This is a genomic window from Ectothiorhodospira mobilis (genome assembly GCF_016584115.1).
In the GTDB taxonomy this organism is placed as follows: Bacteria; Pseudomonadota; Gammaproteobacteria; order Ectothiorhodospirales; family Ectothiorhodospiraceae; genus Ectothiorhodospira; species Ectothiorhodospira mobilis.
Genome location: NZ_NRSK01000001.1, coordinates 188,373 through 206,447 on the forward strand (window position 1 = coordinate 188,373; position 18,075 = coordinate 206,447).

Annotated in this window: 17 protein-coding genes and 1 tRNA gene; 11 read left to right on the plus strand and 7 right to left on the minus strand. The window is 68.4% G+C overall.

The annotated features are described in order from the left end of the window. Nucleotides 1-12 precede the first annotated feature (12 nt). Together CKO33_RS00915 and CKO33_RS00920 are read right to left on the minus strand one after the other, a co-directional pair. Nucleotides 13-951, minus strand: a complete 939-nt coding sequence (locus tag CKO33_RS00915) for a 1-phosphofructokinase family hexose kinase (protein WP_200178326.1) — start codon at nucleotides 949-951, stop codon at nucleotides 13-15. A gap of 89 nt (nucleotides 952-1,040) precedes the next feature. Further along, complete coding sequence (locus CKO33_RS00920; protein WP_200178328.1) at nucleotides 1,041-2,615, minus strand: alpha/beta hydrolase; 1,575 nt, start codon at nucleotides 2,613-2,615, stop codon at nucleotides 1,041-1,043. A gap of 68 nt (nucleotides 2,616-2,683) precedes the next feature. On the opposite strand from CKO33_RS00920, the gene thpR reads away from it, so the two are divergent. Then, nucleotides 2,684-3,268, plus strand: a complete 585-nt coding sequence (gene thpR, locus CKO33_RS00925) for an RNA 2',3'-cyclic phosphodiesterase (protein ID WP_200178331.1) — start codon at nucleotides 2,684-2,686, stop codon at nucleotides 3,266-3,268. Here thpR and putP read toward each other — a convergent pair. The 3 genes from putP to CKO33_RS00940 form a co-directional block, all read right to left on the minus strand. Further along, a complete protein-coding gene (putP, locus tag CKO33_RS00930; protein ID WP_338081714.1) occupies nucleotides 3,263-4,735 on the minus strand; it encodes a sodium/proline symporter PutP in 1,473 nt (490 codons plus the stop codon). The two genes, thpR and putP, sit on opposite strands and share 6 nt — an antisense overlap. A 548-nt stretch (nucleotides 4,736-5,283) precedes the next feature. Beyond that, nucleotides 5,284-6,855, minus strand: a complete 1,572-nt coding sequence (locus tag CKO33_RS00935; protein ID WP_200178333.1) for an ATP-binding protein — start codon at nucleotides 6,853-6,855, stop codon at nucleotides 5,284-5,286. Nucleotides 6,856-6,941: 86 nt separating this feature from the next. Next, entirely contained in the window at nucleotides 6,942-8,405 is a 1,464-nt protein-coding gene (locus CKO33_RS00940; RefSeq protein WP_200178335.1) for a penicillin-binding protein activator, read from the minus strand. Nucleotides 8,406-8,572: 167 nt separating this feature from the next. On the opposite strand from CKO33_RS00940, the gene CKO33_RS00945 reads away from it, so the two are divergent. The 10 genes from CKO33_RS00945 to CKO33_RS00990 all read left to right on the plus strand — a co-directional run bounded on the left by CKO33_RS00945 (nucleotide 8,573) and on the right by CKO33_RS00990 (nucleotide 16,514). Beyond that, nucleotides 8,573-9,313, plus strand: coding sequence for an LPP20 family lipoprotein (locus CKO33_RS00945; RefSeq protein WP_200178337.1), 741 nt, complete (start codon nucleotides 8,573-8,575; stop codon nucleotides 9,311-9,313). Between the two features lie 15 nt (nucleotides 9,314-9,328). Continuing rightward, nucleotides 9,329-10,225, plus strand: a complete 897-nt coding sequence (locus CKO33_RS00950; RefSeq protein ID WP_200178339.1) for a flagella assembly protein FlgT middle domain-containing protein — start codon at nucleotides 9,329-9,331, stop codon at nucleotides 10,223-10,225. A 146-nt stretch (nucleotides 10,226-10,371) separates the two neighbouring features. Beyond that, nucleotides 10,372-10,623 (plus strand): WGR domain-containing protein, encoded by a 252-nt coding sequence (locus CKO33_RS00955; RefSeq protein ID WP_200178341.1) that lies wholly within the window; start codon nucleotides 10,372-10,374, stop codon nucleotides 10,621-10,623. Further along, nucleotides 10,617-11,366, plus strand: coding sequence for a DUF429 domain-containing protein (locus CKO33_RS00960; RefSeq protein ID WP_200178342.1), 750 nt, complete (start codon nucleotides 10,617-10,619; stop codon nucleotides 11,364-11,366). Before CKO33_RS00955 ends, CKO33_RS00960 begins: the two co-directional genes overlap by 7 nt. An 806-nt stretch (nucleotides 11,367-12,172) precedes the next feature. After that, the gene (hcp, locus tag CKO33_RS00965) at nucleotides 12,173-13,468 is read left to right on the plus strand and encodes a hydroxylamine reductase (RefSeq protein ID WP_200178343.1); all 1,296 of its coding nucleotides are present in this window, start codon (nucleotides 12,173-12,175) and stop codon (nucleotides 13,466-13,468) included. Between the two features lie 349 nt (nucleotides 13,469-13,817). Further along, nucleotides 13,818-14,483, plus strand: coding sequence for a Crp/Fnr family transcriptional regulator (locus tag CKO33_RS00970; protein WP_200178344.1), 666 nt, complete (start codon nucleotides 13,818-13,820; stop codon nucleotides 14,481-14,483). A 73-nt stretch (nucleotides 14,484-14,556) separates the two neighbouring features. After that, nucleotides 14,557-15,111 (plus strand): hypothetical protein, encoded by a 555-nt coding sequence (locus tag CKO33_RS00975; RefSeq protein WP_200178345.1) that lies wholly within the window; start codon nucleotides 14,557-14,559, stop codon nucleotides 15,109-15,111. 73 nt (nucleotides 15,112-15,184) lie between these two features. Next, nucleotides 15,185-15,532 (plus strand): carboxymuconolactone decarboxylase family protein, encoded by a 348-nt coding sequence (locus CKO33_RS00980; RefSeq protein WP_200178346.1) that lies wholly within the window; start codon nucleotides 15,185-15,187, stop codon nucleotides 15,530-15,532. Between the two features lie 33 nt (nucleotides 15,533-15,565). Next, nucleotides 15,566-15,832, plus strand: a complete 267-nt coding sequence (locus CKO33_RS00985) for a PIN domain-containing protein (protein WP_200178347.1) — start codon at nucleotides 15,566-15,568, stop codon at nucleotides 15,830-15,832. 94 nt (nucleotides 15,833-15,926) lie between these two features. Then, a complete protein-coding gene (locus CKO33_RS00990; protein ID WP_338081712.1) occupies nucleotides 15,927-16,514 on the plus strand; it encodes a class I SAM-dependent methyltransferase in 588 nt (195 codons plus the stop codon). A 155-nt stretch (nucleotides 16,515-16,669) separates the two neighbouring features. On the opposite strand, the gene CKO33_RS00995 is transcribed toward CKO33_RS00990, so the two are convergent. Continuing rightward, nucleotides 16,670-16,745 (minus strand) — tRNA-Asn (locus tag CKO33_RS00995). A 55-nt stretch (nucleotides 16,746-16,800) separates the two neighbouring features. Next, entirely contained in the window at nucleotides 16,801-17,985 is a 1,185-nt protein-coding gene (locus CKO33_RS01000; protein WP_200178348.1) for a pyridoxal phosphate-dependent aminotransferase, read from the minus strand. Nucleotides 17,986-18,075: the final 90 nt, after the last annotated feature.

Consider the following 18,075-nt stretch of genomic DNA (forward strand, 5'->3'; position numbering starts at 1 on the left):
GAGAGGCGGACCTCAGTCCCCGCATTCCTCGCACAGCATGCGCCAGAAGTGATCGATGTCCGACTTGTGGCACAGATCCGTGCCGGAGGTGAGGACGGTGGCCGTGCCCGCCGCCACCCCCAGGGCGAAGGCGCGGCGGATGGATTCGTCCCGGGAGAGACCGAAGGTCATGCCCGCCACGAAACTGTCCCCGGCGCCCACGGCGCTGCGCGCCGTGACCCTGGGGGTGGCAAGGCGCAGGAAGGCATCCGGAGTGGCCAGGACAGCCCCGTCGTGCCCCAGGGTGATGGCCAGGATCTCCGTGCCGCCGCCGGCCACACAGTCGCGTGCCGCCGCCTCCAGTTCCCCGGGATCCTCCAGGCTGCGCCCCATGAGGGTGGCGAACTCACCGCGGCTGGGCTTGACCATGTACACCCCTTCCTCCAGGGCCGCCTCCAGGGCCGGTCCGGAGGTGTCCAGCACCATGCGTGCACCGCGGCGCTTCACCAGGGCCGCCAGGCGCGCGTAGACATCCACCGGCGTGCCCCGGGGCAGGCTGCCGCTGGCCACCACGTAGTCGAAGTCCAGCATCTCGATGAACTCCAGGGCCGCCTGCCATTCCCGGGTCTGCACGGTGGGCCCCTCCGGGGTGAAGCGGAATTCCTGGCCGGAACTGGACTCGTAGACCACATGGCTCACCCGGGTGTCCTCGCGGGTGTGTACCCGGTGGGCCATGACCCCGGCGTCCGCCACCAGCTCGTCCAGTACATCCCCGGGGCTGCCCCCGGCCAGGTAGACGGCAAAGCTCCCCGCCCCCAGCTCATTCAGCACCCGGGCCACGTTGATGCCGCCGCCACCGGGGTCATAGCGCTCGTTGGTGGTGCGCACCTTGTGCACGGCCCGCACCTTGTCCGTGGTGCAGGAGGCGTCCACGGCCGGATTGAGGGTGAGGGTCACGATTCGCTTGTGCATCGGGGGCTCCGGATTCGACGGAAACGGATTCGGTTTTCTGATCAGAAGCTAACCCAACCCGGCCTGCGGGAAAAGTCCGCCGCCGCGTCTCACCCCGACACCAGGGGGAAGGTCACCCCCATGCCCCAGGCCAGGGCCAGGGCCACGGCGAAGGCCCCCGCCAGCGGATGCCCCGTGGCCCGCCAGGTCCAGCGGTCGATGAGGCCGTATACCAGCAGGAACACCGCCATGGCCGGGAGGATGATCACCAGGAAGAACAGATCCTCCAGGCGCAGGGCCACCGCCACCATGAGGGAGAGCAGCAGCAGGACCTTGGTGCCGGCATAGCCCCAGGGGGCGGCCCCGGTACCACGGGTGAGCCAGGCATCGGCGCTGAAGAACAGCAGGGAGCCCACCAGGATCAGGGGCATGACCGCCAGGCGTTCCACCCCCGGGAGGTAGCCGGTGACAAAGACATGGATGGGCAGCCCGAAGGCGAGGGTGGCATAGAGGCCGGCCGCCGCCGCCGCGATCAGCAGCCGCGCGGAGTCGCGCCGCGGTCCCCGGAAGGGGAACACCGCCCCGGTACGGCGCTGCAGCGCCAGCAGCAGGAGCCAGGTGATGCCGCCGTAGACGGCAAAATGCAGGGCCAGATAGTCCGAAAGCAGCAGCGGCAGGCCCCCCAGGGGCACCGGCCACAGCAGCAGCGGGGTGAGCACCGCCGGGATCAGCGCCAGGGGCAGGAGCCGCCGCCAGGACAGGCCCGCCCCCGCCGGTGGGGCGGCGACACGGGGCAGCAGGGCGGACAGGGGGCGGGCCAGCAGCAGGATGCCGCCAAACAGCAGCCCCAGCCAGGGGCCCCAGTGGGTGACGCCGCCGGTGTTCTCCGGTGCGGCCGACACCGGCAGGGCGGCCTGCAGCCAGGCCAGGGCCTCCGCCTGCATGGCCCCGGCATAGAGCACGCCGATGTGCTCCACGTCCGGGGCCACGGCCAGACGGCGGCCATCCCCCCGGGCCGGATCGCCGTAGGTGACCCCCGGGCGCACCGCCTCCGGGGCCACCGGGAAGGCGGCCAGGGCCGGTTTGCGCAGGGCGGCGGGCTCCCATTCCCCGAAAACGAACAGCAGGTTCGACAGCCCCTCCAGCCGGGTATCCTCTGAGATGTACGGCGACACCAGCACACTGGCCGCCACCTGCCTGGGATGGTCCCCGGCATAGTCCAGCAGGATGTCCCCGGCCATGGAATGCCCCAGCAGGGCCAGCTCCCCGCCGGCCTGGGGCAGGCCCCGGGCGTGGGCCAACGCCGCATCCAGGGCCCGCCGCAGGCGCGCCCGCCGCTCCGCCTCGTCACTGAGGTCCGGCACGAAGGGCCGGGCGTTGCCGCCATGGCCGGGGAAATCGAAGGTCACCGCCAGGTAGCCGTGCCGGGCCAGGGTGATGGCCAGGGGCTGCATCATCTGCCGCGATCCGGCAAAGCCATGACCGATGACCGCCACGGGGGCGGCGTCCGCCCCCGGTGGCGCGAACACCGTCAGCGGTACCCCCTCGGCCCGGGTGTGGTGGATCTCCAGGGGCCGGGTATCGGCGGTGAGCATCCACAGGGAGAGGCCGATGGCCGCCAGGGCGACCAGGGCAGTGACGGCGCCGGCCAGGCGACTCAGGGTGGGGGGATGGGTCCGGATCATCTATGCTGGTCCTCCTGGAGGATGCGTGGGGCCGGAGGGAACCGGCGAACATCACGGGAGACGAGTCCATGGCAGGAGACGCAAGCCGTCCCCCAGGGGATAGCGCACCATCCACCGGAGGACGCGGCCGGGGGGTCTTCTTCGCCCTCTGGCCCGATGACGCCCTGCGCCGGGAGATCCTGGCCCGGACCCCGGAGCGGGGGGTGCACGGCGGCCGCCCCGTACCCGCGGCCAACCTGCACCTGACCCTGGTCTTCGTGGGCCGGGTCGATGGGACGCAACTCCGCTGCCTGGAGACGTCCGCCCGCCGGGTGGTCTTCACACCGTTTTCGTTTCAACTCCGGGCCCTTGGGATGTTCCCGGGGCCCAGGGTCCTGTGGCTGGGGGCGGCCGAACCGGCGCAACCCCTGGCCCGTCTGGCCGGGGCCCTGGCCGGGGTCCTGGCGACGGACTGCGGCCATCGTCCGGAGACGCGGCCCTACCGCCCCCATGTCACCCTGGCCCGCCGCCTGCGCCACCCCGTGCCGCCGACGCCGGTGGCGCCAGTCACCTGGCGGGTACAGCGCTTCTGCCTGGTGGAGTCGGTGGACACTCCCGCCGGCCCCCGCTATCGCCCCCTGGCCTGGTATCCGGCCCAGGGTGCGGACCTATGAGGCCCGCATGTCCCTGCGCACCCCGTCGAACTCCTGCAGCATCTCCGGCGAGGGTCCGCGGCCCACGAAGCTGAAGGCGATCATGGCCAGGGTGGCCAGCAGGAAACCGGGCAGGATCTCGTACATGTCGAAGATCCCCCCCTCCAGGGGTTTCCACACGAGTACCGTCAGGGCACCGGTGAGGATCCCCGCCAGGGCGCCGTTGCGCGTGGCCCGGCGCCAGAACACCGACAGCAGGATCACCGGACCGAAGGCGGCCCCGAAGCCGGCCCAGGCATAGGCCACCAGATCCAGCACCGCCGCCTCCGGGTCCAGGGCCAGCAGGGTGGCCACCACGCCGATGCCCAGTACCGTGGCGCGTCCGATCCACACCAGTTCGGTATCGCTTGCCCCGGGCCGCAGGAAGCGCTTGTAGAAGTCCTCCGACAGGGCCGAGGAGGACACCAGCAGCTGGGAGTCGATGGTGCTCATGATGGCTGCCAGCACCGCGGCGATGAGGGCGCCCGCCACCCAGGGGTTGAACAGGGACTGGATCAGCAGGATGAACACCGTCTCGGGGTTGTCCAGACCCGCCTCGCCGAAGTAGGCCATGCCCACAAAGCCCGTGAAGATGGCCCCGAACAGGGCCACCACCATCCAGGTGATGCCGATGAAGCGGGCCAGGGGGATATCCCCGGGGCTGCGGATGGCCATGAAGCGGGTAAGGATATGGGGCTGGCCGAAATAGCCCAGCCCCCAGGCCATGAGGGAGACGATGCCGAAGGCCCCCATGCCGTGGAGGGCGTCCAGGGCGCCGGGGTCCAGGGCACCCACCTGCTGCGTGGCCCCGGACCAGCCGCCCACATGGCTCAGGGTGACCAGGGGCACCACGATGAGGGCGATGAACATGAGCACGCCCTGGATGAAGTCGGTCCAGCTCACCGCCAAAAACCCCCCCAGCAGGGTGTAGACCAGGATCACCGCCGCCCCCACCGCCAGGGCGATGCGGTAGTCGATGCCGAAGGTGCCTTCAAAGAGGGTGCCGGCCGCCACCAGCCCGGCGGAGGTATAGAAGGTGAAGAACACCAGGATCACCAGGGCCGCCACCACCCGCAGGGCGGAGGTCCTGTCCCGGAAGCGGTTCTCGAAATAGGCGGGGATGGTGATGGAATCCCGGGCCGCGAAGGTCAGGCGCCGCAGCCGGTCGGCCACGAACTGCCAGTTGAGGTAGGCGCCGATGGTCAGCCCCACGGCGATCCAGATCTGGTTCATGCCCGAGGCGAAGACCGCGCCCGGCAGCCCCAGGAGCAGCCAGCCGCTCATGTCCGAGGCACCGGCGGAGAGGGCGGCGGTGCCCGCCCCCAGGCGGCGGCCCCCGAGGATGTAGTCCGCCAGGCTGTGGGTGAAGCGGTAGGCCGCCAGGCCCACCAGCACCATGAGGATCAGGTAGGCCACCAGGGTGGCCAGCAGCGCGAAGTTCACGTCCACCCCTGCATTCATGTCCGCGTCCCCCGCAGGCCGTGGAGGAGGAGGCTGATCAGGGAGAGCAGCACCAGTGCCGGCATGGGCACCAGCAGCCAGAACCAGGTGGCGGGGGTGAGGCTGTATTCCATGCGGTGATCCTTATGGGATGGGTCGGTTCGCGCCGGGAGTATAGGCCAACCGCCACCGGCCGCCCAAACCCGGCGGGTACCGGCCTTGGTCACCATGTTGCGCGAGAAGCCCCCACTTTAGTCTTGGGGAAGGTGTCAAGGATCTTTGCTGCCTGTGTGGGATTGACCATTCGTATCCCATGGGTGGCCTGGTTTCGGCGCAGCTCCGCTGCCTTTCCTGCCCCCACGCGCTCGGCGGGCCCCAATCCGCCCCCAGGGAGCGCCGAGCCCCAGCTCTGCAGAACAGAGCCAAGCTAGGACTTGGCGCTCCCAGCGACCCCCATGGCAACGTCGGACGCCGGCCCGGCAGCCGGGAACACCGGGCGTTGGGTCGGCATGCACTGGGCCAAGCTGGGGCTTGGCGCTCCCAGGGGTCCAGGGCCGTCACGCGGGAGGTTGTTGCGTTTCCACGTCGAACGCCACGATCTGCCGCTGCTCACGGGAGAACTCCACCCCGATCAGGTGCATGGGCTTGCCGCTGGCGCGGTACTTGTCGGCATAGCCCCTGGCCTGGATCTGCGCCAGGGCCTTGCCCTCGGGCAATTGCTCCACCACCTTGAATTCGAACAGGTAGAGATGGCCGCCAAAATCCACGGTCATGTCCACCTTGCCGTGATGGCTGGCGTCCTCCACCGTCACCTGGACCCCCAGGGCGGCGAAGTGGCTGTAGAAGACGCTGGCGTAATGGCCCTCGTACTGGGCGATGGGGTTGTTGCGATACCAGTCATGGGGGAGGCCGGCGTAGAGTGCCTTGAGGTGGGCCTCCAGGCCCGCCAGGTCATGCTGCTGCAAGTGTTTGAGCAGGGTGCGCCGCTCACGGGGTGCATTCTCCATTCCCAATGACGGCAGCAGGGCGTGGTTCAGGCTGGTCTCCACCTCACGGTTGGGGAAGCCCAGGGTGTATTGGCGGTAGCCGATCAGGGGCTCCTCGATCTGCTGGATGGTGAGATAGCCGGTCTGGAACAGCAGGGCGTCGGTGCTGATGTCGTCCACATCGAACTGGCTGAGCAGTTCGTATTCGGTCTCCCACTGATCCAGCCGAGGCGTGAAGACCCCGCGCTGTTTGAGGATGTCCACCAGGAAGGTGGGGGTGGCGCTCTCGAACCAGTAGGGGCCGAATTGGCGATTTTGCAGGAGCAACAGCACATCGAAGGGATTGTAGACGGAGGTCACCTCCTGTCCCCCCCAGCGGTAGCCGTTGTACCACTGGCGGATGGCTTCCCGATCCAGGCCGGGCAGCTCCGGGGCGAACACCGTGTCGATATCGACATCGGTATAGCCGCAGATCGTCGTGTACTCGGGCAGCAGGGTGATGTCGCGCAGGTTGTTCAGTCCCGAGAACAGACTGACCTTGCTGAACTTGGAGACCCCGGTGATCAGCACCAGGTGCAGGTGGGGGTCGGCATCCTTGATCACGCTGTAGAGGTTCTTCAGCCCCTCGCGCAGCTCCCCCGCACGGTCCGGATCCAGGATGTTGTCCAGGATGGGCTTGTCGTACTCGTCGATGAGGACCACCACCCGTTGACCGTGATGCTGGTGAGTTTGGTGGATCAACTCACGAAAGCGGCCGGCAATGGAAGTGTTGCGCAAGGAAACGCCGAACGACTCTGCCTGGGCGTTGAGCAGTTCATGGATGTGAATATCCAGGGACTTGCGGCGGGTCAGCACCCCATCGCCAAAGCTGAGGCGAATCACCGGGTGCGTGGTCTGCCACTCCCAGCGGTCGTGGATATACAGCCCCTGGAACAGGGCCTGGCGACCTTCGAACAGGCAGCGCAGGGTGTCCAGCAGCAGGCTCTTGCCAAAGCGCCGGGGGCGGGAGAGGAAGTAGTATTTGTTCTGCTGGACCAGGCGCTCGATGTGGGGCGTCTTGTCCACGTAGTAGTAGCCCCCCTCGCGGATCTCGGAGAAGGTCTGAATGCCGATGGGGAGTCTGCGGGGTGGAGCAGTGGCCATGGAGCCTCCGGCAGGCAAGAGATTCAATCCCATCGGTAATGTATCACGGGGTATCCAAGGCGGGTCGAACCGCCACCAAGGGCTGTTCAGCGTGTCCCAGGGGCGGCGGCGGGCACGGCCTGTCCCGCGTGGAAACGGGCCCAGGTGAGTCGGGGATCCAGCCGCCCGTGGGGGCCCGGGGACCAGTGTCCGGCCTGTCCTTGCAGGACGGTCTCCCCGGTGCCGGCCCCGGGATGCAGGATCAGGGCAAGGGCGTCCATGCCCAGGGCCGTGAGCCGCGGCCAGGGGGAGCGGCCGATGGCGGCGGGGGGGGACCGCCGCCCGGCCAGGGCCGGGATGTCGGTGAAGCGGATGCCGTCCAGGTCCCCATCCCGCTGCGGGTCGGGAGACCGGGGGCGGATGCGGGAGGTGGCCAGCACCGGGGGATGCCGGGGGCGCACATAGTGCAGTTGCGGGCGGATCATGCGGGCCGCCGCGGCATCGGCCCCGAGAAAGAGGACATCCGTGCCATGCCCCAGACCCCGGCGCAGGAGATGCTGAAAGTCGGTGCGGTCCTCGTCATAGCGTTGGCTGGAGATGATGCGCCCACCCAGGGCCTGGAAACGGGAGGTGAAGGCCGCTTCCATGCGCCGACCCAGGGGGGTGTCGGGTACCAACACGAAGGCCCTGCGATGGCCGGCGGCGAAGGCGTGCCGCGCCACTTGGTCCGCCTCCCCCTCGGGGGGCAGGCCCAGCTGCAGCAGCGCCTCCGGGAATGGGGGCGCGGTTTCGGCGCGGTTCAGGGCCACCATCGGCAACGGCAGCTGCCCCTGTTGTGCAAAGGCCTGGACGCAGGGCCGCAGCAGGGGACCGATGACCGCCTGCACCCCCTCCTGCATCGCCGCGCGATACTGCTCCAGGGCCCGCTGGGGGGATCCACCGGTGTCCAGAAAGCGTAACCGCGGCGCCCGGTGAGGCCCCAAGTCGTCCCGGGCGGCCTCGACCCCGTTTCGCACCGCCTGTCCCAGGCTTCGGTAACGCCCGCTCAGGGGCAGGAGCACCGCCACCTCCTGGGGCCGCGTTCCCCATACAGGCCCTGGACCAGGGCGCGGGGCAAAGGGGTTGGCCTGCGACGGGGAGGGCATCACGGCACTGGGCCGCTGGCCTTCTTCCAGTACCCACAGGAGCCAGCGACGGGTCTCGGGATCCCCGGCAAATTCCAGCGCCACCTCCAGGATCTTTCGGGGCAGGGCATCCAGATGCCGGTGCATCTCGGCTTCCACCTGTCCGTGGTATTCCGGGATCTCCTGCCACAGGGTGTTCCAGCTGGACACCGCATCCAGGATGCGGCCCAGACGCAGTTCCGCGCGGGCGCGCAGGGAAAGGGTGCGCGCCCGCTGCGCCGGGGGCAGGGCGGCGGTATCCAGGGGGAGATGCCTCAGGGCCTGCAGGGGGGCATCCCGTGCCAGGGCCCGGCCCGCCGCCTCCAGGGCCGGGTCCACGTCCTCCTCCGGGGCGGCCAGGGCCGGCGGGGTCCCCCACAGGATCAGTAGCAGCAAGGCGATGAACATGATGTGGCTCAGTCTCCAGCGGGGTATATCGCGGGTCAATCCATGGGCGCGCTCAAGTCCCCGGGGGGGTGGCCGATACGGCCCGTGACGCGCTGCGCACCGCCCGGGAAGGGGCTCATCCGTGCGGGTCGCTGGAACACAAACCAAAAATACCAAGGACAACGATCATGAAGATGCGCTCCTTTCTCCTGGTGCCGTTGGGGTTGATGATGCTGACCACGGCCTGTGCCCATCAACATCACGGCCACGGCCACGGCCACGGCCATCATGGCCAACGCCATCATCACCCCGTGCAACCGAGGGTCGTGCAGCCCAGGCCCGTGCAACAGATCCACTACGAAGAAGAACACCTCCGGGTCAGCGGCCGGGGGGCCGTGGTACCGGACGTGACCCAGACCCAGGCCCAGCACAAGCTCATGGCCATGCGGGCCAGCCGCATGGACGCCTACCGGAATCTGGCCGAGCGGCTCTACGGCATCGAGCTGGAGGGCAGCACCACCGTGCGCCAGATGGCGGCCCGGCACGACACTGTGCGTTCCTTCATCAACCGTCATGTGGCGGGTGCCCGGGTGGTGGAGACGGTGCTCATGGATGACAATATCTACCAGACCACCCTGGAGCTGACGGTGGGACGGCGTTTTTACACCTGCGTCACCTATCCCTCCACCTGCAGCACCGTGCATGTGCCGGCCCCGACCCCGGTGCGGGCACCGGTCCCGGTCTCCCCGGTCTGTGAACAGACCCCCTGCCAGCAGCCCGTATCCGTGCCCCGGCCCGCCCCCCGGAACTGCGGCTCCAGCCCCTGCGAACGGCAGCCGGTCTACACCCGCTATCCGGAGCGCGCACCGCGCCAGGGCGCCTGTCCCTCCACGGACTGCGTCCACGCCCCCTACGAAACCTATCGCTGATCGGGGACGAACACCATGCGGGCCCTGCTGCTGCTGATCCTCCTGTGTCTGCCCGCGCTGGCGTCGGGCCAGTCCCTCTTTGCCGAGGGGCTGGCCCCGCTGGAGGGGCGGCCTCTGGGCCAGGCCCGCCGGGAGGCCGTCGAGGATGCCCTGTGGCACGCCTCGGCGCAGCTGGGGGTGACCATCCACGCCCATTCGGAGTCCCTGGATGGGCGGATCACCGCCGATGAGCCCCGCCTGGAGACCGGCGCCGAGATCTCCCGCTACGAGATCGTGGACGAATGGGAGGAGGGTGACCTCTACCGGGTGCAGATCCGGGTGGACGAGGCCCGGGCCCTGTGTGGTGAGGACATCCGCATCGGCGCCGTGCAGTTTCCCCTGGTGCGCCCCGCGCAGCAGCGGGCCGACGGGCTTCATGGCCTGGAGCGGGGCGTGCCCGATGCCCTGCTGCATCGCCTGTCCCTGATCCAGCGGGTGGAACCCCACCGGGCCCTGCAGGCCTTCTGGTTCGAACCCGGGGTGGCCGGACTGCCCCGTCCCCGCGCCGCCGAGGTGCGTCGCCGCGTGCAGGTCATCGCCCGGGAGATGGACGTGGACTACCTGCTGGCCGGCACCATCGTGGACGTGGGCCACGAGAATCTGTCCCGTTGGGGGGGCTGGTTCCAGCGCCACCGGCGCCGCGCCGAGGTGGAGATCTATCTCTTCAAGGGGGAGACGGGCGAATTGGTGCTGCAACGGCGCGTCTCCCGCCCCGTGGAGGGGGAGGTGCTGTTCGACGCACGGGTGGTGTTCGACAGCCACCGTTTCCGGGCCTCCGATTACGGCCAGGGCTTTGAATGGGTGCTGGACCGGCTGGCCTGGCACGTGGCCACGCATCTTTCCTGTCTGGCCGGGGCCGACCGCCGTCCCTGAATCCCCGGCCCGCCCTTGCCGCCCGTTGTAACGGCGTCCCGCGGATGAGGATGGCATAATGTGCGTCACCCGCGGCGTCTTCGGGGGCCTCCCCGATGCCGTCGGGTCCTTGCGCCAAACCCCCGGACCCCCTCTGGAGACGCCCCTTGAGTCCCGTCCCCCAGGAAAGCATCGAACTCGTCAAGACGGATCCGTCCCGCAACCAGCGCCGGGTCTACCGGGTGGCCCTGCGGGGCGATTTCTTCGATGCCGTGGTGCTGGTGCGGGAATGGGGGCGTCTGGACCAGCGGGGTGGACAGCAGCGCTGCGAGCCCTTCCCCGATCTCGCCACGGCCCGGGCCGCCATGGAACGCCTGGTACGGGAGAAGATGCGCCGCGGCTACCAGCCCCGATGGTGACCGTCTCCCGGATCCCGGAGGCGACCGGCGCGGGAGGGTCGGTGGTGGCCGGGGTGGACGGTTGCCGCGGGCGCTGGTTGTGTGTCTGGGGGGACCCCGCCCGCCCGTCCGGGATGCGTGCGGCCCTGCTGGATACCCCCCATGCCCTGGAGCGCCTGCGGCCCCTGCCTGCGGTGGTGGGGGTGGATATCCCCATCGGCCTGCCCGGGGACGCACCCCGGGAGGCGGATCGGGCCGCCCGGCGCCTGCTGGGGCGGCCCCGGGGCAGCAGCGTCTTTCCCGCCCCGTTGCGCTGCATGCTGCAGGCCCCGGATTATGCCACCGCCTGCCAGTTGGGCCGGGACCGTTGTGGACGGGCCCTCTCCCGCCAGAGCTGGAACATCCTGCCCCTGATCCGGGCCATGGATGCCTACCTGCTGGAGTGCCCGGCCCGGCCCGGCTGGGTGCAGGAGGTGCATCCGGAGCTGGGGTTTATGGTGTGGAACGACGGGGTCCCCATGGCCCGGGGCAAGAAGACTCCGCAGGGGCGTGCCGCCCGCCTTGGCCTGGTGGAGGCGGCCCTGCCAGGGGCCCTCTCCGCTGCCCGGGCCAGCCTGGGGGCGATGCACTGTCCCGGGGACGATCTTCTGGATGCCCTGGCCGCCTTTGGCATCGCGGCACGCATCGCCATGGGTCGGGCGCTGCGGTTACCCGATCCCCCAGAGCGGGATGCCCTGGGCCTGCCCATGTGCATCACCTGCTGAGTGGGGGCACTTTCCACAGAATCTGTGGATAAGGTTGTGTGCAAAATGTCCGAAACGCGCCGCAGACCCGACGGGACGCCGTTTCAAGACAAAATGATCATTTTTTGTCCAATCCCTTCCAAGTGATTGATTTTGGATTGATCCATCGGGGTGTGAATCCCTTTGGGCATCAACTATTGACAGCCAGGGGCGGGTCCGTTCCGGCCCGGATGGGTCGATGGCGGCCTGGGGACATCTCGCGGCATCAGGCCTGGGTGGGCCGCAGCCTGGACGCAGTCAGGGACCCCGTTTCCAGCAACCGGCACATCGAGACTGATCCCCGGCCCCGGCGGCAGTGGTGGGGCAGGTCCGCCCCCCTGTTGCAGACCCATGTGGGGCGCGTGGCCTCGTCCCGGGGAATACGGCCCGCATCCGTGTTCCGGGCGTGGGCCTTTCCACAGAAACTGTGGATAAGTCTGTGGGCAACGTGTCTGCACACGGCGCAAGGCCGCGTCCTTCATGCACTTGAAACAGATTGATTAAAGAATAACCATCCCCTCCTAAGTCCTTGTTTTGATGAAAAAGGATCCAGGGGGAATGGGCCCTGCATGTCAAGTCTTGACAGATGGGGGCGTGTCATCGCCCCCATGTCCGGACCCGTGGAGACCTGGGGAAATCCTTCTGTGCACGGCGGGTTGCCGGGGGATCTGGCCCGTGTACAGAACCCGGATACGGGGGGGAGGGGACGCCTTGATCCGGATCAAGGCCACCCGGGGCCGCTCCCGGGAGACTGCGCCCCACAGTCAACGGCCCCCAGGAGTGCCCCCATGTTCTGCAATCAATGTGAACAGACCTTCCGCCAGACCGCCTGTGTCACCGCCCCCGGCACCTGTGGCAAGGACGCGGACGTGCAGTCCCTGCAGGAACTGCTGCTCTACGGTCTCAAGGGCATGGCCGCCTATGCCCATCACGCCCGCCGCCTGGGGGAGTCCGATGCCGGTGTGGCCGCCTTCATGGAGGAGGCCCTGTTCGCCACCATGACCAATGTCAACTTCGATCCGGACACCCTGCTGGAGCTGTGCATGGACTGCGGCCGGCAGAACCTGAAGGTGATGGAGATGCTGGACCGGGGCCATGTGAACCGCTTCGGCCGGCCCGAGCCGGCCACCGTCACCGAGGGCACCCGCGCCGGTCCGGGCATTTTGGTGACGGGCCATGACCTGCTGGACCTTTGGGACCTGCTGCAGCAGGTGGAGGGCACGGACATCCAGGTCTACACCCACGGTGAGATGCTGCCGGCCCACATGTATCCCCGACTGCACCAGCACCCCAACCTGGCCGGCCACTTCGGCGGCGCCTGGCAGAACCAGAAGCGGGAGTTCGACCGTTTCCCCGGTGCGGTGCTGGGGACCACCAACTGCGTCCTCATCCCCCCCGAGAGCTACCGCGACCGCCTGTTCACCACCCGGGCCACCGCCGTGCCCCAGGGCCAGCGCATCACCGACGGGGACTTTACCCCGCTCATTGAGGCGGCCCGCCGCTGTGCCCCCTGCCAGGAGCAGGTGACGGGGGAATCCACCGTGGGCTTTCACCACAGCGTGATCCTGGACCAGGCCCAGACCCTGCTGGATGCGGTCCACGCCGGCCGGATCCGCCGGTTCTTCGTCATCGGTGGCTGCGACGGCGCCGCGAAGGGGCGCAACTACTTCAGCGAGTACGCCCGGGCCACGCCCCAGGACAGCTTCATCCTCACCCTGGGCTGCGGCAAATACCGCATCCGTGACCACGAGTACGGCAGCCACCTGGGCCTGCCGCGGCTGCTGGACATGGGCCAGTGCAACGATGCCTATGGGGCCATCCGCGTGGCCACCGCCCTGGCCGAGGCCCTGGACTGCAGCGTGAACGAACTGCCCCTGAGCCTGGTGATCAGCTGGTTCGAACAGAAGGCGGTGGCGGTGCTGCTCACCCTCCTGAGCCTGGACGTGAAGGGGATCACCCTGGGGCCCACCCCGCCGGCCTTCATCACCCCCAATGTCTTCGCCCTGCTGCAGGAGCGTTTTGATCTGCGCCTCACCGGTGACGACCCGGTGGGGGATGCCGCCCGGGCCGTGGGCGCGGCCTGAGGGGATGGCCCCGGGGATCTGTCCCGGGGCCATCCACAGAACCTGTGGAAAAGTCTGTGGGCAAAATGTAGGAAGCAGCCATAAACCCTGATCCTGCCGGGGCTCGTGACAGATTGGCCAAAAAATAATCAGTGCTCGTAACTTGCTGTTTTGACGAATATTAAATGCGGTCTGAAAAATCCGTATGTCAAGTCTTGACAGCGCCATGCCGCACGCATCCGGCGTGTGGACACCGCCGGGAAGCTGGGGAAATCCCGGTGGCGGTCCCCGGCCCGAAAGGCCACTGGATCTTGCGCATCCCGCGGAGAAAGACCAGCATCGTGAGCGATCGTGCAAACCGGCTCCCACCATGACCCTGGAAGAACTGCAACGCCTGCACCTGTTCGAGCCCCTGTCCCGGGAACAACTGGCCCGGGTGCGGGACAGCCTGCGGGTGCGCCATTGCCGGGCCGGGGAGGCCCTGTTTGCCCAGGGGGACCCGGCCCCCCATTTCTTCTTCGTCAAGCGGGGCGCGGTGAAGCTCTATCTCCTCTCCCGGGATGGGGACGAGAAGGTGGTGGAGGTGATCCACGCGGATCAGCTCTTCGCCGAGGCGGTCATGTTCATGGACGAACGCCGCTATCCGGTGAACGCCACCCCACTGGTGGAGACGGAACTGGTGATTTTCGACAACGCCTGCTTTCTGCGGCTGCTGGAGGAGTCCCCCGGCCTGGCCTTCCAGCTCCTGGGGGCCCTGAGCCGGCGCATCCACGGCCTGCTCAGCCACATCGACGAGCTCACCCTGCACAATGCCACGCACCGCCTCGTGGCCTATCTCCTGGCCCATGGCGGCGGTGCCCCCGGGCGCGTCCAGCTCAGCGCCCCCAAACAGGTGATCGCGTCGCGTCTCTCCATGAAGCCCGAGACCCTGTCGCGCATCCTGGCCCGCCTGCGGGACCGGGGGCTGGTGCGTGTGAAAGGGGACACCCTGCACCTCCTGGACGAAGCGGGGCTGCGGGAGATGCTGCTCACCTGATGCGGTGATCCGGTCGCACCGGGACCTCTTCCCCCAGTAGAATACCGGGGAAACGGTTCTTCTGGAGGACACCATGTCCATCCCGACGCCCACGCCGCAACCGGACGCGGATGGATCCCACAGTCAAGGCCAGGTGTGGCCCTCGCCGCGCTACCACCACCTGGTGGAGGACCTGCGCCGCTGCATCGGCCGGGAGGTCTATCTCTCCATCGTCTCCTTCAACGGGGCCTTCCGCAAGGAAGGGCAGCCCTACCGCCTGCTGGACGTGATCCCCTTCCCCAGGCCCCGGGCGCATCCCCATCCCCCCAAGCGGGCCTATCCCCACATGCTGGTGCTGGAGTCGGTGCAATCCCCGGAGCAGGACGATTCGCACTGGCACAGCGGCCTGCTCCACGGCGGCGCCATCAACCTGGCCCATGTGGGCAGCGTCACCACCCGGGCCTACCCGCGGCAACCGGAGGAATACCTCTACGCCAACCTGGATCTCCTCTCCGCCTACTACGCCTGCCCGGCCCGCCAGTTGCTGGAACAGCGGGTGGTCCCGGCCCGCATCTGCGTCGAGGCCACCGCCGGGGACATGGAGCGCCTCACCACTGCGCAAGGGCAGGGCGGCGCGGCGAAGGCCTGATACAGACCTCCCCGGTTCCCATACCGATTCACCCAAACCACGCACGGGCACATCCCGTGCACAGGAGCCTTTCATGTACAAAGACTGGAAACAGACCGCCGACAATCTGGCCGGCCTCATGCAGCAGGTGGGCAAGGGCGTCCCGGACGTGGCCAAGCAGTTCGCCGGACTGGACCGGGCCGTCTCCGTGGACGGTGCCGTCTCCTGCAAGCAGAAGGAACTGATGGCCCTGGCCATCGGCATCGCCATCCGCTGCGAAGGCTGCATCGCCTTCCATGCCAAGGCCGCGGTGAAGTACGGCGCCACCCGGGACGAGATCCTGGAGACCATCGGCCTGGCCATCTACATGGGCGGCGGCCCCTCCTACGTCTACGGCGCCCAGGCCCTGGAGGCCTTCGACACCTTCAGTCAGGACGCATAGGACGGACCGGGGGCGGGGATCCGCCCCCGGGATTTGGAAGTCCGCGAACCCGCACCGGTGGTCGCGCACAAGCCCAAGCCGGTGGTCCATGTCAGCGTCCGTCAGGTGCTGAGCCGCATCCTTGAAGGATTCTCCCTCTCCATCGTCAGCTACATGGAACTGGTACAGGGCCTGCGCAACAAGCATGAGCAGCAACAGCTGCGTCAGGCGTTGCGCTATTGGCAGGCCGAAATGGCCTGGAGATCGAGGTCTTTCGTCCGAAGTGATCCAGCTTGCGCTGGCGGCGCAAGCGCTCGCTGATCCAGGCACGTCGAGTGCCTTGACCCACTGCTCCGTTCCCTTGCCGTGCTGTCCCGGGATAATTAGCCTTTCGATCCACGGGCCTGAACAGCACGTGCAGACCATCGACTACTACAACCAAAACGCCGGGCAGTTCATCGCCGATACCCTGGCGGTGGATATGGCCTCCCTGCGGGGGCGCTTCCTGCGGCATCTGCCGCCGGAGGGGCGGATCCTGGATGCCGGTTGCGGGCCGGGGCGGGATGCCCTGGCCTTTGCCCGCCAGGGCTACCGGGTGAGTGCCTTCGATGCCAGCGCGGCCCTGGCCGCCCATGCCACGGACCTGCTGGGCCGGGAGGTACCCGTGCGCCGCTTCGAGGAGCTGGACGAGGTGAATTGCTACGACGGCATCTGGGCCTGTGCCAGCCTGCTGCACGTGCCCGAGGCCCGGCTCCCCGATGCATTCCAGCGCTTGTGGCGGGCCCTGGTGCCCGGCGGCGTGCTCTACTGCAGCTTCAAGCAGGGCAGGGGGGAGCGCTGGCACCGGGGGCGCCGCTTCACCGACGCCGACACGTCCCGTATCCGCGCCTGGACCCGGGACCTGCCCGGCCTGGCCGGGCTGGAGACCTGGACCACCCAGGACCCCCGCCCCGGCCGCGAGGGGGAGGCCTGGGTCAATGCCCTGCTGCACAAGGCAGGCTGAACGAGGGTGTGGCCGCTCCCGGGGGTAGGTGCGGAGTAGGGCGGACCGCTCGCAGGGGTGCGGCGGCAGGCCCGGGCCATCCGGGCGGGGATCCGGTGCACCCGGCCATGAAAACAAAAAGGGCCCGGATCGCGTGGATCCGGGCCCTTTGCTTCTGGCTCCCCGGGACGGGCTCGAACCGCCGACCTAGTGATTAACAGTCACCCGCTCTACCGACTGAGCTACCGGGGAATCTCGTGTTGAGGCCCGGAATATTACGGCGATCTCCGGGCCTCGTCAAGGGGGATTAACCGGCCACGGCGCGGCCGATGCGCTCCACCGCCTGCTTGAGGTTGTCCATGCCGGTGGCGAAGGAGATGCGCACGTAACCGTCCGCCCCGAAGGCGGAACCGGGCACCAGGGCCACGCCCACCTGGTCCAGCAGGTACTCGGCGAATTTCACGTCGCTGTCGATGCCCAGCCTGTCCATGGCCCCCTGTACGCTGGGGAAGGAGTAGAAGGTGCCGTCGGAGGGCAGGCACTCCACGCCGGGGATGGCATTCAGGGCCTCCACCAGGTAGTCGTGGCGCTCCTGGAAGGCGCGGCACATCTCGCCCACGCAGCTCTGGTCCCCGTTCAGGGCCGCCTCGGCCGCCTCCTGGGACACGGAGGTGGGGTTGGAGGTGCTCTGGGACTGGATCTTCTTCATGGCGGCGATCAGGGCCTTGGGGCCGCCGGCATAGCCGATGCGCCAGCCGGTCATGGCATAGGCCTTGGACACGCCGTTGAGGACGATGGTGCGGTCCTCCAGGTCCGGGCAGGCCATGAGGATGTTGCAGAAGGGGGCGCCCCTGAACATCATGTGTTCGTACATGTCGTCGGTGGCCACCAGGACATGGGGGTGGCGCAGCAGCACCTGGCCCAGGGCCGCCAGTTCCTCGCGGCTGTAGGCCACGCCGGTGGGGTTGGAGGGGCTGTTGAGCACCACCAGACGGGTGCGCGGGGTGATGGCCCCCTCCAGCTGCGCGGGGGTCATCTTGAAGCCCTGGTCCTTGCCGGTGGGCACGATCACGGGGTTGCCGTCCGCCAGCAGCACCATGTCCGGATAGGAGACCCAGTAGGGGGCCGGGATGATCACCTCGTCCCCGGCGTCCAGCAGGGCCTGGCAGAGGTTGAAGAAGCTCTGCTTGCCGCCACAGGAGACCAGGATCTGGTCCGGCTCGAAGTGGTGGCCGTTGTCCCGCTTGAACTTTTCGATGATGGCCTGCTTCAGTCCCGGGGTGCCGTCCACGGCGGTATACTTGGTCTTGCCCTCGCGGATGGCGGTGATGCCCGCTTCCTTGATGGCGTCCGGGGTGTTGAAGTCGGGCTCACCGGCTCCCAGGCCGATGACGTCGCGCCCCTGGGCCTTCAACTGGGCGGCGAGGGCGCTCACGGCCAGGGTGGGGGAGGGCTTGATGCGCTGAACGCGGGAGGAGAGCTTGATGTCCAAGGCGGTATCCGGGCGTGGTGGTGAATGGAAGGGGTGTCGTGCGCCGCGGCGGGCGCACGGGCGCCCGCTGCGCGGGAATGCTTCTCATAC